The sequence below is a fragment of the Nocardia sp. NPDC058658 genome (assembly GCF_042716665.1).
Taxonomy (GTDB): domain Bacteria; phylum Actinomycetota; class Actinomycetes; order Mycobacteriales; family Mycobacteriaceae; genus Nocardia.
In genome coordinates this window covers 983,915-996,883 of record NZ_JBHXRR010000001.1, presented here as the reverse complement: position 1 = coordinate 996,883, position 12,969 = coordinate 983,915, and the positions used below count along the sequence as shown (strand labels likewise).

Below are 12,969 nucleotides of genomic sequence, written 5' to 3'. Positions count from 1 at the left end.
GCGACGCCGATGATTGTGCAGTACCGACGGGGCCTTGCCGCAAGTCCCCACTTGCGCTATATATTGAAAGTGGAAAGAGGCGTTGTCAGCCTTCTCGCATCGGAATCCGCACCCCACGCTCGCGCGCCACTTCGGCCGCACGCTCGTACCCCGCGTCGACGTGTCGCATCACCCCGGTGCCCGGATCATTGGTGAGCACCCGCTCCAGTTTCCGCGCGGCCAGCTCGGTGCCGTCGGCAATACACACCTGACCCGCGTGGATCGAACGGCCCATCCCGACCCCACCGCCGTGGTGGATCGACACCCAGCTCGCCCCCGACGCGGTGTTGAGCAGTGCGTTGAGCAGCGGCCAGTCCGCGACCGCGTCGGACCCGTCGGCCATCGCCTCGGTTTCGCGGTACGGGGAGGCGACGGAGCCGGAGTCGAGGTGGTCGCGGCCGATGGCCAGCGGCGCGGACAGCTCGCCCGAGGCGACCATCTCGTTGAATTTCAGGCCCGCACGGTGGCGTTCGCCGTAGCCGAGCCAGCAGATCCGCGCCGGTAGCCCTTCGAACTTCACCTTCTCGCCTGCCATGGTGATCCAGCGGCGCAGGTGTTCGTTGTCGGGGAACAGTTCCAGGATCGCGCGGTCGGTGGCGGCGATATCGGCCGGATCACCCGACAGCGCGGCCCATCGGAACGGCCCGAGCCCCTCCTCGAAGAGCGGGCGGATGTAGGCGGGAACGAAACCCGGAAATGCGAAAGCCCTGTCGTAGCCGCCCTTTCGGGCTTCGTCGCGAATCGAGTTCCCGTAGTCGAACACTTCGGCGCCGGCATCCATGAACCCGACCATCGCCTCGACATGCGCGGCCATCGACGCCTGCGCCTCGGCGGTGAACCACACCGGGTCCTTCTCGGCGAGGGTGTGCCAGTCTTCCAGCGCGACCCCGATCGGCAAGTAGGACAACGGATCATGCGCCGAGGTCTGATCGGTGACGATGTCCATCGGCGCGCCCATGGCCAGGAGCTCGGGGAAGATTTCGGCCGCATTCCCGACCACGCCGATCGACAGCGGTCTGCGCTCGTCGCGTGCGGCGATGGCGAGTTCCAGTGCGGCCTGCAAAGTGTCGGCTTTCGCGTCGAGGTAGCCGTGGGCGATGCGCCGATCGATGCGCGCCGGATCGCAGTCCACACACAGCGCGACACCGTCGTTCATCGTCACCGCCAGCGGCTGCGCACCACCCATTCCACCGACACCCGCCGTGAGCGTGATGGTGCCCGCCAAGGTGCCGCCGAAACGCTTGCGCGCCACCGCGCCGAAGGTCTCGTAGGTGCCCTGCAGAATGCCCTGGCTGCCGATGTAGATCCACGACCCGGCCGTCATCTGCCCGTACATCATCAGCCCCAACTGCTCGAGCCTGCGGAACTCGTCCCAATTCGCCCAGTCACCAACAAGATTCGAGTTCGCGAGCAGTACGCGCGGCGCCCACTCGTTGGTGCGGAACACGCCCACCGGCTTGCCCGACTGCACCAGCAACGTCTCGTCGGAGGCGAGGGTTTCGAGGGTGCGCACGATCGCGTCGAACGCCGCCCAGCTGCGCACCGCGCGCCCGGTTCCGCCGTAAACGACCAGGTCGTCGGGACGTTCGGCGACCTCGGGATCGAGGTTGTTCATCAGCATCCGCAGCGCGCCCTCCTGCTGCCAGCCGAGGGTGTGCAGCTCGGTGCCACGCGGAGCGGACACGGGACGTGGGCCGGAGACAGGCGGTGTCGCGTCGTTCATGCGGGCAGTATAGTCCTGTATATACAGGTGATGTGGGCGTTCGAGCGCAACGTATTCTCTGGGCGAGGCGAGGAGATTTTCGGTGGTGGCGATCGAGGTAATCGATGCGGAGCTGGCCGCGCTCTACGGCGAACTCGGCAGCGAGTTCGCGGCGTACGAGCGGGTCAAGCAACTGATCATGGGGCAGATCAAGGCCGGTCGGTGGAGTGCGGGGGAGCAGATCCCGTCGGAGAACCAGTTCGTCGCCGCGCTCGGCCTGTCCCGGATGACGATCAATCGCGCCCTGCGTGACCTGACCGCCGACGGTGCGCTCACCCGGGTGATGGGTGTCGGCACCTTCGTCGCGGCCACGAAGGCCACCTCACCGCTGTTCGAGGTCCGCAATATCGCCGACGAGATCACCGGCCGCGGACACCGCTATCACACCGAGGTGGTCTTCGTGCGGTCCGAAGTGCCTGCCGAGGCGGAACTCGCGAATGCCATGGGTTCCAGGGTGTTCCACTCACTGCTCGTGCATTTCGAGGATGGCGTGCCGATCCAGCTCGAGGACCGTTTCGTCAACCCGGCGCAGGCTCCCGACTATCTCGCCCAGGACTTCAGCGCCGTCACCCCGAACGTCTACCTCAGCGACGTCGCCCCGCTGCTGCGCGGCGAACATGTCGTCGAGGCGGTGCGGGCGGCGCGCGAGGAGTGCGAGTTGCTCGGCATCGACGCCGACGAGCCGTGTCTGCTGATCCGGCGCCGCACCTGGTCGTCGGGCGGGCTGGTCAGCGTGGCGCGGCTCGTGCATCCGGGTTCGCGAAATCGTTTGGAGGGCAGCTTCGGGAGCGAACCGAGCTGACCGTCGCATCGGTACGGAACGTATCGTCACGCGGTCGGTACAGTGGTGGTCATGCCTGCCGCCCCCCGATCGGATCGCCGCAACGAGCACTCCCGCCGCGCGATCCTCGACGCCGTCTTCGAACTCGCCGCCACCAAGGGCTACGGCAAGCTGACCATCGAGGGCATCGCGGCCGCGGCGGGCGTCGGCAAGCCGACCATCTACCGGTGGTGGGAGTGCAAGGGTTCGGTGGCGCTGGAGGCGATCACCGAGCGGCTCGGCTCGGCGGGCGAGTTCCCCGACACCGGCGACATCGCCGCCGACCTGACCGAGCACATGCGTTCGACGGTCGACATGCTCGCCGGCGATGTCGGCCGGATCTATCGCGGCATCCTCGCCGAGGCGCAGACCGACCCGGAGTTGATGGACACCGTGCGCGCGGAGATGATCGATCCGCGCGTCGAGCAATGTGCCCGCCGACTCGAAATCGCCGTGGCCGCTGGCCAATTGCGCGATGACATTCCGATCAGGGAGATGGTCGAAATGTTCTACGCGCCGCTGTATTACCGACTGCTTCTCGGCGGTAGCGATCTCGCTGAAACGCCCGGTGTTATCGCCCCTGTTCTCGATGGGTTGCGGCCCGCTCGAAAAGAACGGTAAGCGGACGCTCTCACTTACCGGAATTGTTATCTGATCTGGATGTTGAACCGCAATGGCAAATCATCAGCTAATCAAAAAAGTGGCTGTGAGCTTGGAGTATGCCGGAAGGTGGGATGCGGTTCAATTTAGGGTTATCACTGTTTCGTGACGAAGTGCGCGCTAGGCACGGCCGGGGCTGTACGTTTGGAATCGATAGTTTCGCTGGGTTCCATTCAGGTAACGGAGAGGGCGGAAATGGCTACAGTTACGCAGCCGTCGGGGCCGCGCACGGCGATCTCACGACATGATTTCTCCGCAGCGAAAACAGTCATGACACCGTCGGGTCTGGTGACCCTCGGGTTGATTCTGCTGATTCCCGTGCTCATCACCGCGGGCCCGATCCTGGCCTCGGCGCTGATCGCTCGATACCACGGTGTCGGCTGGTCCGGCGGAATGGTTTTCGGGGCGATCGGGGTTCTCGTCGGCATGTCGGCACTCGCCTCGGCATACGCGTTCCGTCTGGCGTGGCGGCGCGGTGGCGCCGGCGCGCCGCACAGGTTCTCTTCTCTCGCGCGGTAGGAGATCGACAATGCAGGTCCACCGTCACGCGGCCGAGCCGCTGATCGAACCGCCCGAGGCCACCGCCGTAGCCGACGAATGCCGTCGCCTGCGGATCGTCGCCCGGATCGAGGCACCGCACCTGTGGGACGCGACCGCCGCGCGCCTGCTCGACTGCGCGCGCCGACGCTGGCAGGGCAGACCCGATATCGCCGACCACCCGGCCCTGCGTCGCTGGTCGCGGATCCAGGATTCCCAGCAGCGGCCCCAACAGCCGTGCCTGCGTACACTTTTCGCCGCCTGCGCCTCGGGTTCGCTGGTCGGCGGTGATCCCTGCGCCGACCTGGCCGCCGCGATCATGCTGCTGTCGAGCTGCCCCACCGAAGGGGTCGAGCAGGCCGACCCGCGCACGGTGCGTTTCTCGGTCTACGCCTACCGCGAGGACGATCTGCCCCTGGCCGAGGATCTGATCGTCACCACCGTCGGGGCCTGCGGCACCCTGCTGGCCCGCCGCTGCACGATCCTGCGCCCACCGGTCCGCTCCACGACTCCGCTGGTCGACCATCCGGCGCCGGATCTGTTCGTTCTCGGCAGCACCGCCGCCCGCTGAATCCGCCTCAGAACGAGTTCTGCCGCGAACTGACCGTCGGCGGGCGCGAGGAAGCGCGCAGCGGGTTCGCGGTGGGGAAGGTGATCGAGGGCAGGGTGACCCACATGCGCACCCGGGTGCCGGTCTCGTCGTGGTCGAAGGTGAGATCCTCGGTGAGCACCCGCATCATCTCCACACCGCGACCGCGATAGCCGGGATCGGTGGGGGTGGGGATCCACTTGCCGTTGTCGACGATGTCGAGGACCACCCGGTCGCCGTCGCAGCGAGCGGTGAGGCTCACGCGGCCCGGTTCGGTGTCGCGGTAGGCATGTTCGACGCTGTTGCTGCAGGCCTCGTTGGCGGCGGCGACGAGGTCGGCGGCCAGATCGTGCGGGACGGCGGCGGTGGCGAACCAGCGGTAGAGGCTACGGCGCACACCGGCCAATTCGGCTGCGGCAGCGGGAAAGTCGAGACAGAGCGGCTCGGGTGGTTGGCGGTAGACGACCATGGCGACGTCGTCGTCGTAGCCCGCGGGCGGGCACAGCCGCGACAGCACGGCGTCGGCGACATCACGGGGGAGCGCGGCCCCGGTTTCGCTGAGCACCTCGGCGATCTTGACGAAGCCCTCGGCGATGTCGTACCCACGCTGCTCGACGAGACCGTCGGTGAACAGCACCAGGGTGGCGCCGGGCGGCAGCGCCGTGGTGGCCTCCGGCCTGCGCGGGGTGTCGAAGGTGGCAAGGGGGACCGCGCGCCCGCCTTCGAGAATCCGGCCGGGACCGCCGGGCGGTGCGAGGACCGGCGGCATGTGGCCCGCGTTCGAGTACCGCACCATCCCGCGCTCGGGATCGAGCACGGCCGCGCACACCGTCGTGCACATGGCGCCAGGAATGCGCGAGGCCACGGCGTCGAGTTCGGCGAGCAACTGTGCGGGTCCGGCGCCACGAAGCAGCAGAGCCCGTGCCGCAGTACGCAATTGGCCCATCACCACGGCGGCCGACAGACCACGCCCGACACAGTCGCCGACGACGACACCGATGGTGCCGTCGCGCAACGGCACCACGTCGTACCAGTCGCCGCCGATCTCGAGGGGTGGCAGGGCGGGCTCGTAGTGCACGGAGAATCGGGGCGGCAGTTCGATCGGCCCGAGCATCGCCCGCTGCAGGGTGAGCGAGGTGGCACGCGCCTGGTCGAAGTTGCGGGCGCGCTGTAGCGCCACGCTGAGATGGCCGACGAGCAGCGAGTACAGCGCCCAGTCGGCGGCGCTCACCGCGCGTGGCGCACCGAACCGGACCCATAGCGCCGCGTCGCCGGTCTCGCCGAGCGGCGCCACGACCGCGTCGACGCCGCCTTCGTCGCCGGTGATGGCCGACAGACCGCGCGCGGACTGCCTGCGCGAACGATCGAGCAGTGCCTGGGTGTCGTCGTCGAGCACGACCGGACCGTCCGCCCGGGGTCCGCTCTGCCGCATCGGCGCGACCGTGAACTGCGGTGCGACACTGCTGGTTTCGGGCTCGGGCTCCGTAGCGGGGTTCGACGGCGCCACCCCGCAGGAGTAGACGTCGGGGCGTCCGGTGCGGCTGGGCCAGATCGCGACCAGCGCGGTCTCGGCGCCCATGGTGCGACGCAGTTCGTCGAGGCCGACCGCGAGCACCTCCACCATGCTGGTCGCCGCGCCGACGGCGGTTGCCAGGCGCGAGGCGGCCTGGTCGCGGGCCTGGGCGTCGTGTTCGGCGGTCACATCGCGCACGGTGCCGACGAAGATCCGTTCGTCGTTCTCCTGCTTCACCAGCGAGCTCGCGCTTACCGCCAGCCACCGCTCCCGGCCGTCGCGATGACGCACCGGCATCACGAATCGTGCTGCCTCCGTACCGATCTGGGGATAGCCCTGGCGATCGGCCAAGGCCCACGGATGCGGGAGCGGGAAGGGCACCTCGTTGGCGCCGTACCCGGTGAGCACCCCGAAGGCCGAGTTCACCTCGACGATGGTGCCGTGGTCGTCGGCGACGAAGAACCCGTCCTGCAACGATTCCACCAGCGCGGTGCGAAAGGCGTCGCGGCCTTCGAGATCCTCTGCGCGGGAACGCTGTTGCTCGTAGCGGCGGGTGCCGTCGAGGTAACCACGGGTGGCGATGTCGAGGGCCGCCATCGTCTGCAACAGGAATTCCAGCGCGACTTCGGCGCGGCGTGGATCCGCGCTGATCTCGGGGTCCTCGGCCACGGCCCGGAAGTGGTTCTCGGTGAGATCGAGCAGGCTGATGTCCTCCACGAGGGCTCGCCTGCCGAGGTCGTAGCCCTCCGAGAGCCCGGCCTGGCCCGGTGCGGCGACGTGGCGGCGCATGGCCGCCGAATAGTCGTCGAGAAATGCGACCAGGACAGCGCTCATCGCCAACCTCTCCTCGGCCTCACGGGCACGGTCCACGGAAACGTGCCGCGAGCACCAGCGCGTCGTCGGTGTCCTTGGCATCGCGGGCGAGCAGATCGCCCGCGATGGTGACGGCGGGTTTGGCCAGATCCATCGATTCCGGGCCGACCGCGACGATGCCGTCGGTGGCCATCAGCAGCAGATCGCCCGGCCGGATCGGCAGGGTCTGCGGCTGCAGGTGCGAGGGCAGTCGGTAGCCGACGATCCCGCCGGTGAGCAGCATCGTCGCCCGCAGTTCCGGACCGGCCGGACCGAGGGTGAGCAGTCGCGAATCGACATTGCCCACACCCAGCCACTGCATCGTCTCGCCCGGTTCGATCAACGCCAACGACACTGCGGCACCGCGGGTTTCGACCATCGCGCGATGGCACAGCACCATCAGCACATCCAGTGGTTCGCCGCAGTTCTCGGTGAGGATGACCGTGGCCCGATCGGCCGCCTCGGCCGCGGGCGCACCGTGTCCCAGCCCGTCGAGCACCGCGAACAGCACCCCGGCGCCGGTGTCGAGCACGAGCGAGCGGTCACCCGAGACGTCCTGACCGGGCAGTGCCCGGCCGGCCGTCGACCACTCCATGCGCCCGATGATCCCGTCCTCATACAACGTCGGGTACCCACTTCCACATCTCGATCAACGTCCCGCGGCCCGGGGCGGAATCGATGGTGAGGCGGTCCATCAGTCGGCGCGCGCCGGGCAGTCCGAGGCCGAGTCCACGCCCGGTCGAATAGCCGTCTTCCAGCGCGCGCGGGATGTCACGAATGCCGGGGCCCTGGTCCTCGGCTTGGACGACGAGCGCGCGGCGACCCTCGCGCAGATCGATGAGCAACCTGATCTCGCCGCTGCCCGCGTAACTGGTGATGTTGCGGGCGATTTCGGAGATGGCGGTGGAGATCATGGTGCGGTCGGTGAGGGTGAAACCGAGGTCACCCGCCAACTCGCTGCCGGCTTGCCGGGCGGTGACGATGTCCTCGGACACCTTGACCGCGATCGCCACTTGCTCAGCGGCCACTGTCGCGACCGTCTCGTCGCCGCGGGTGCCGATTCAGCCAGGAGAGGCCTTCCTCGAGATCCAGCGCGGTGTGCATGTCTTCGAATGTAAGGCCCAGTTGCACCATGGCGAAGGCGACCTCGGGTTGCAGCCCGACGATCACAGTTTCGGCGCCCCGCAACTGGGTCATGTGCGCGATGGTGCGCAACGAGCGCGCGGCGAAGGAATCCATCACGTCGATGGCGGTGACGTCGACGATGATGCCGGTCGCGCGGTAGCGACTGACCTGCTTCATCAGGTCGTCCTGTAACCGCTCGGTGTCGGCATCGGTCAACGCCGACTGCACGGACGCGATCAGGTACGTGCCCTGTTTGAGAATAGGTACCGGCATGGTGGCTTGGTCAGCGCCCGTCTCGCTCGACCAGACGATCGGTGACCCGGGAGACCTCGTACCCGAGGAGTCGCTCGGCTTCTTCGATACCGCCCTGGAGGTCGCCGACCGCGTTCATCTTCGACAGATCGAGGCCGATGGTCACCAGGGTCAGGGCGATCTCCGAGGACAGGCCGGTGATGATCACGCTCGCGCCCATCAGGCCCGACGCGTCGACGGTCTGCACGAGGTGGTTGGCCACCACCGAGTCGATCGCGGGCACACCGGTGATGTCGATGACGACCACCTTGGCGCGGTTGGCGCGGATGGCGCGCAGCAGCTGCTCGGTGAGCTGGCGGGCGCGCTGGGAGTCGAGCACACCGATGATCGGCAGGATGAGCAGCTGCTCACGCACCTGAAGCACCGGGGTGGACAGCTCGCGGATGGCCTCTTGCTGGCGGCTGATGACGCGCTCGCGTTCCTGCACGAACGACACGGCCACGGTGTTGGCGATGCGGTTGGCGGCGGGCTCGTAGGCGTCGAGCACGCGATTGAGCAGCTCGAAGTTGGACTGGTACTTCTCGAAGAGGCTGCGGGCCAGGACGTCGCGCAGCAGCAGCACGATGCCGATGACCTCGTCGGTCTCGACGCCTCGCGGAATGATGCGCTCGGACAGGTCGCGTGCGTAGGCCTGCAGGGCCTCGACGCTACCGGTGACCAGTACCTCGACGTAGTTGTCGTACATCGACGTCGCCTCGGAGAAGATCTCCTCCGGGGTCATCGCGGTGAGCAGCTCGGCTTCGGTGATACGCCGTGCCCACTCTTCCCGAAGCCCGGTGCGGTTCTGCCGCAGGTGCTCGACCAACTGCGGGAGCAGATTGTCGAGCGGCTGCGGGGGCAGCGAATCCGCCGAAAGACTCGTGGACACCTCGGACATGGAAACCCCTGCCCCTTTCGACGACGGACGTTCTCGGTGCGCACAGTGCGCGTTGAGCCTGAGCCTACTCATACCCCCTTTGCCGCGCTGCGCAAACGTGGCGCTGTCGGCTATTCCGGAGCGAACCCGCGTTCCAGCGCCCGCAGCGCCTGGTCGAGATACACGGTGAGATCGGTGTCACCACGCTCGAGCCAGGCGTCGAAGGCGGCCCGCGCGGCGGCCAGTGTGGTGCGCCCGATCGCGAGGGGGATCAGGTCGCCCGCGCCGGTGCCGAGGCGGCTCGCGGCGAACTCGCCGACGGCGCGCTCCCACGCGTCGTAGTGGGCTCCCGCGCCCGCCGAGAGCGCGGGAACGCCCGAGACCAGCCGCATCCTGGTGCGCAGTTCGGGGATGTCCTCAGCACGATATCTGTTGGCCGACACCACGATTCGACGTACTGCCGCCATCATCGGCTCGTCGGCGGGCACGGCGGCGAAGGCGGCGCGCAGGTCGTCGACCTCGTTGTCGAACTGGTGCCACAGCACTTCGGCCTTGGTGGGGAAGTAGCGAAAGAAGGTCCGCTCGCTCACCCCGGCCTCGGCGGCGATGCGTTCGACGGTGACGTCGTCGAACCCGTGTTCGGCGAACAGTTTCATCGCGATCACCTCGAGTTCGCGACGCGTGGTGCGCGGCGGACGGCCGCGGTGCCCCTTCGGGGTCGACGGTGCGCGCGCAGGCGGGGCGGACATGGATACAGGATAGAGACGGGCATTCGACGTGCACGAGCTATTGATTATGTCAGTGACTGACGTTAATGTTCGGTCCATGTTCGTGGCGCACCTCACATCGCCCGAGGCGGGTGCGCGTGCCGCCACGGGAGTGATCCTGGTCATCCCGCTCGGTGCGACCGAGCAGCACGGCCCGCACCTGCCGCTGTCGACCGACAGCGATATCGCGTCAGCGGTGTGTGGACGGGCCGCGGCCCAGCGTGCCGACCTGCTCATCGCGCCTGCCCTCGCCTACGGGGCCAGCGGCGAGCACGCGGGGTTCGCGGGCACCCTCTCGATCGGCCAGGCGGCGCTGGAACTGCTCGTCGTCGAACTGTGCCGCTCCGCGACCGACACCTTCGCGCGGATCGTGCTGGTGAACGGGCACGGCGGCAACGTCGAGACCCTGCGCCGCGCGGTCGCGCTGTTGCGGTCGGAATCGCGTGACGTGCGCTTGTTCTCGCCCGGATTCGGCGGCGACCCGCACGCCGGACGCACCGAAACCTCGATCCAGCTCGCCCTGCACCCCGAGTTGGTGCGCACCGAACTGGCCGAACCGGGGGACACCCGCCCGCTGACCGAACTACTGCCGCTGCTGCGCACGGGCGGGGTGCGAGCGGCGAGCGTCAACGGAATCCTCGGCGACCCCACCGGAGCGAGCGCCGACGAAGGCGCCGCCCTGTTGCGGGCCGCCACCACCGCACTACTGGCAGACCTGCGCCGATGGTGGCCGCAGGATCATGAGGAAGGACCCCGATGAATCCCTGGTTCGAAACCGTTGCCGAGGCGCAACGGCGCGCCCGCAAGCGGCTGCCGAAGTCGGTCTACGGCGCGCTGATCGCCGGTTCGGAACGCGGACAGACCATCGAAGACAATCAGACCGCGTTCACCGAACTCGGTTTCGCCCCGCACTGCGCGGGCCCGATCGGCGACCGCGACCAATCGACAACCGTTCTCGGGCAACCGGTTTCGATGCCGGTGCTGATCTCGCCGACCGGCGTACAGGCCGTGCATCCCGACGGTGAGGTCGCCGTCGCCAGGGCCGCCGCCGCGCGCGGCATCGCCATGGGGCTCAGCTCTTTTGCGAGCAAGCCGATCGAAGACGTGATCGCGGCCAACCCGCAGACGCTGTTCCAGCTGTACTGGTGTGGCAACAAGGATCAGATCCTCGAACGGATGGCCAGGGCGAAGCAAGCAGGCGCGGTGGGCCTGATCCTCACCCTCGACTGGTCGTTCTCGCACGGGCGCGACTGGGGCAGCCCGGTCATCCCCGAATCGTTGAACCTGCGCACGATGGTGAAATTCGCCCCGCAAACCCTCGCTCGCCCGCGCTGGCTGGCGACCTACCTGCGATCGGGCTCGATCCCCGACCTCACCGCGCCCAACATGGCGGTCGGTGGCGGCGCGGCGCCCGGGTTCTTCGGCGCCTACGGCGAATGGATGCAGACCCCGGCACCCGACTGGGACGACGTCGCCTGGATCTGCGCGCAGTGGGACGGCCCCGTCCTGCTCAAGGGCGTGATGCGGGTCGACGACGCCCTGCGCGCCGTCGACGCGGGCGTCGCGGGCATCTCGGTGTCCAACCACGGCGGCAACAACCTCGACGGCACTCCCGCCGCCATCCGCGCTCTGCCGGTGCTCGCCGACGCGGTCGGCGACCAGATCGAGGTGCTCCTCGACGGCGGCATCCGGCGCGGCAGCGATGTCGTGAAAGCCGTGGCGCTGGGTGCGCGCGCGGTACTCATCGGGCGCGCCTACCTGTGGGGTCTGGCGGCCAACGGTCAGGCCGGCGTCGAGAACGTGCTCGACATCCTGCGCGGCGGCATCGATTCCGCGCTCCTCGGTCTGCGCAAGACCTCGATCACCGACCTGACCCGCGACGACATCGTCATCCCCGCCGGTTTCGAGCGTTCGTTAGGGGTGGGTACGGGGCAAAACCATTCCGGCAAGCGGGATTTCACGAACGACGCAACGGTGGCCGGCGGTGTCGCGGCTGGTTAGGATCGGCGGTTGGTCATCGTCGCCCGAGGGGGGAATTCGTGAGTGTCGTTTCAGAAGTCGAGGGATTCGCGTAGTCGAATCATGATGTCGCGCAGCGTGTCCTACACGCTGCCCGCCGTGGTGGCGGTGGCACTGGTCTCGGCCGGATGCAGCAGCACCGCCACCCCGAAGCCCGCACCGCGCGCGGCATCGACCACCCTCACGACGACTTCGAAACCCCCGACGACGACCTCCCGGGCGACCACGACTACCCCGACCGCCGCCAAACCCGCGTCCGTCGCGGTCTGCGTGGACAAGACCACCAACGTGCGCGTAGCCGACAGCCAGTGCGACACCTCCGACACCAAGTACGCCCGTTTCTGGTACCAGCACACCGACACGTTCATCTACCCGGCGATCGGCGTCGCCGTCGCCCTCGCCGCGGGCAGTTTCCTGCGCCCGAGCAGCGGCGACGTCTTCGACCGCGGCGCCCCGACCAAGGGCGGCACGGTCATCCGCTCAGGTCTCGGCAAGTCCCGCCCCGACTCCTCCGGCGGCAGTGGCGGCGGCAGCGCGGGCTCCTAATCCTCGCCGGGCGCGGTGGTCTGCAGCCGGGCCACCGGTTCGCCCGCCGACGTGCCGCGGTGATGATCGATGAGCACGTCGTAGATCTCGGCGAGGGTCGCGAGCTGGTCGCGATCGAGCACGTCGATCATGTGCCTGCGCACACTGCGCACATGGGCGGGCGCGGCCGTGGTGAGCAACTGACCGCCGGTCGGGGTCAGCTTGGCCACGGTGCGCCGCTGATCGTGCGGCATCGTCTCGCGGGAAACGAGACCGCGCTTCTGCATGCGGGTGATCTGGTGCGATAGTCGGCTCTGCGACCATTCCAGCGCGCACGCCAGATCGGCGAAGGTGAGCCGCTGCCCCGGTGCGTCGGCCAGGTGCACCAGCACGGAATATTCGATGTAGCTCAGGTTGGCTGCCCGGCCGGCATCGCGCCCGATCGCCGCGGCGATCAGGTCGCGGGTTCGGACATAGCCCAGCCAGGCACGCATTTCGACATCATCGAGCCACTGTGGATCGGTCACGATCGAGCTCCAGATTCTGAAGGTGCAGGCTTCGGATTGAACGGTGCACGCCCACCACCGCCCGGA

General features: G+C 68.2%; 15 protein-coding genes. 7 read left to right on the top strand and 8 right to left on the bottom strand.

Going from position 1 to position 12,969, the window contains the following annotated elements; translation table 11 throughout:
- Positions 1-85 precede the first annotated feature (85 nt).
- On the bottom strand, positions 86-1,762 hold the full coding sequence (gene hutU, locus ACFWUP_RS04590; protein WP_379230674.1) for a urocanate hydratase: 1,677 nt from the start codon (positions 1,760-1,762) through the stop codon (positions 86-88).
- A gap of 82 nt (positions 1,763-1,844) precedes the next feature.
- On the opposite strand from hutU, the gene hutC reads away from it, so the two are divergent.
- From hutC to ACFWUP_RS04570, 4 genes are all read left to right on the top strand, one after another.
- Positions 1,845-2,603, top strand: a complete 759-nt coding sequence (hutC, locus tag ACFWUP_RS04585; protein ID WP_379230672.1) for a histidine utilization repressor — start codon at positions 1,845-1,847, stop codon at positions 2,601-2,603.
- 51 nt (positions 2,604-2,654) lie between these two features.
- The gene (locus tag ACFWUP_RS04580; protein ID WP_379230670.1) at positions 2,655-3,242 is read left to right on the top strand and encodes a TetR/AcrR family transcriptional regulator; all 588 of its coding nucleotides are present in this window, start codon (positions 2,655-2,657) and stop codon (positions 3,240-3,242) included.
- Between the two features lie 234 nt (positions 3,243-3,476).
- Positions 3,477-3,800: a hypothetical protein gene (locus ACFWUP_RS04575; RefSeq protein WP_379230668.1), complete on the top strand. Its 324-nt coding sequence runs from the start codon at positions 3,477-3,479 to the stop codon at positions 3,798-3,800.
- Positions 3,801-3,810: 10 nt separating this feature from the next.
- A complete protein-coding gene (locus ACFWUP_RS04570) occupies positions 3,811-4,389 on the top strand; it encodes a hypothetical protein (RefSeq protein ID WP_379230667.1) in 579 nt (192 codons plus the stop codon).
- 7 nt (positions 4,390-4,396) lie between these two features.
- Here the strand turns inward: ACFWUP_RS04570 and ACFWUP_RS04565 are convergent, their stop codons facing one another.
- From ACFWUP_RS04565 to mftR, 6 genes are all read right to left on the bottom strand, one after another.
- Positions 4,397-6,754: a SpoIIE family protein phosphatase gene (locus tag ACFWUP_RS04565; RefSeq protein ID WP_379230665.1), complete on the bottom strand. Its 2,358-nt coding sequence runs from the start codon at positions 6,752-6,754 to the stop codon at positions 4,397-4,399.
- 19 nt (positions 6,755-6,773) lie between these two features.
- Positions 6,774-7,367, bottom strand: coding sequence for a SpoIIE family protein phosphatase (locus tag ACFWUP_RS04560; protein ID WP_379230663.1), 594 nt, complete (start codon positions 7,365-7,367; stop codon positions 6,774-6,776).
- Between the two features lie 19 nt (positions 7,368-7,386).
- Positions 7,387-7,800 carry an ATP-binding protein gene (locus ACFWUP_RS04555; RefSeq protein ID WP_379230661.1) on the bottom strand — a complete coding sequence of 138 codons (414 nt, stop codon included), beginning with the start codon at positions 7,798-7,800 and terminating at the stop codon, positions 7,387-7,389.
- A complete protein-coding gene (locus tag ACFWUP_RS04550) occupies positions 7,790-8,170 on the bottom strand; it encodes an STAS domain-containing protein (protein ID WP_056809990.1) in 381 nt (126 codons plus the stop codon). The genes ACFWUP_RS04555 and ACFWUP_RS04550 overlap by 11 nt, the downstream gene beginning before the upstream one ends.
- A 10-nt stretch (positions 8,171-8,180) precedes the next feature.
- Positions 8,181-9,086 carry an STAS domain-containing protein gene (locus ACFWUP_RS04545; protein WP_379230659.1) on the bottom strand — a complete coding sequence of 302 codons (906 nt, stop codon included), beginning with the start codon at positions 9,084-9,086 and terminating at the stop codon, positions 8,181-8,183.
- A 110-nt stretch (positions 9,087-9,196) separates the two neighbouring features.
- Positions 9,197-9,814: a mycofactocin system transcriptional regulator gene (gene mftR / locus ACFWUP_RS04540; RefSeq protein ID WP_379230657.1), complete on the bottom strand. Its 618-nt coding sequence runs from the start codon at positions 9,812-9,814 to the stop codon at positions 9,197-9,199.
- A gap of 76 nt (positions 9,815-9,890) precedes the next feature.
- Here mftR and mftE point away from each other — a divergent pair, with 76 nt between their 5' ends.
- From mftE to ACFWUP_RS04525, 3 genes are all read left to right on the top strand, one after another.
- The gene (mftE, locus tag ACFWUP_RS04535) at positions 9,891-10,592 is read left to right on the top strand and encodes a mycofactocin biosynthesis peptidyl-dipeptidase MftE (protein ID WP_379230655.1); all 702 of its coding nucleotides are present in this window, start codon (positions 9,891-9,893) and stop codon (positions 10,590-10,592) included.
- Positions 10,589-11,833: a pre-mycofactocin synthase MftD gene (gene mftD, locus ACFWUP_RS04530; RefSeq protein ID WP_379230653.1), complete on the top strand. Its 1,245-nt coding sequence runs from the start codon at positions 10,589-10,591 to the stop codon at positions 11,831-11,833. Before mftE ends, mftD begins: the two co-directional genes overlap by 4 nt.
- 81 nt (positions 11,834-11,914) lie before the next feature.
- Positions 11,915-12,397: a hypothetical protein gene (locus ACFWUP_RS04525; protein ID WP_379230651.1), complete on the top strand. Its 483-nt coding sequence runs from the start codon at positions 11,915-11,917 to the stop codon at positions 12,395-12,397.
- On the opposite strand, the gene ACFWUP_RS04520 is transcribed toward ACFWUP_RS04525, so the two are convergent.
- Complete coding sequence (locus ACFWUP_RS04520; RefSeq protein WP_379230649.1) at positions 12,394-12,903, bottom strand: MarR family winged helix-turn-helix transcriptional regulator; 510 nt, start codon at positions 12,901-12,903, stop codon at positions 12,394-12,396. The genes ACFWUP_RS04525 and ACFWUP_RS04520 overlap by 4 nt on opposite strands.
- Positions 12,904-12,969 lie beyond the last annotated feature (66 nt).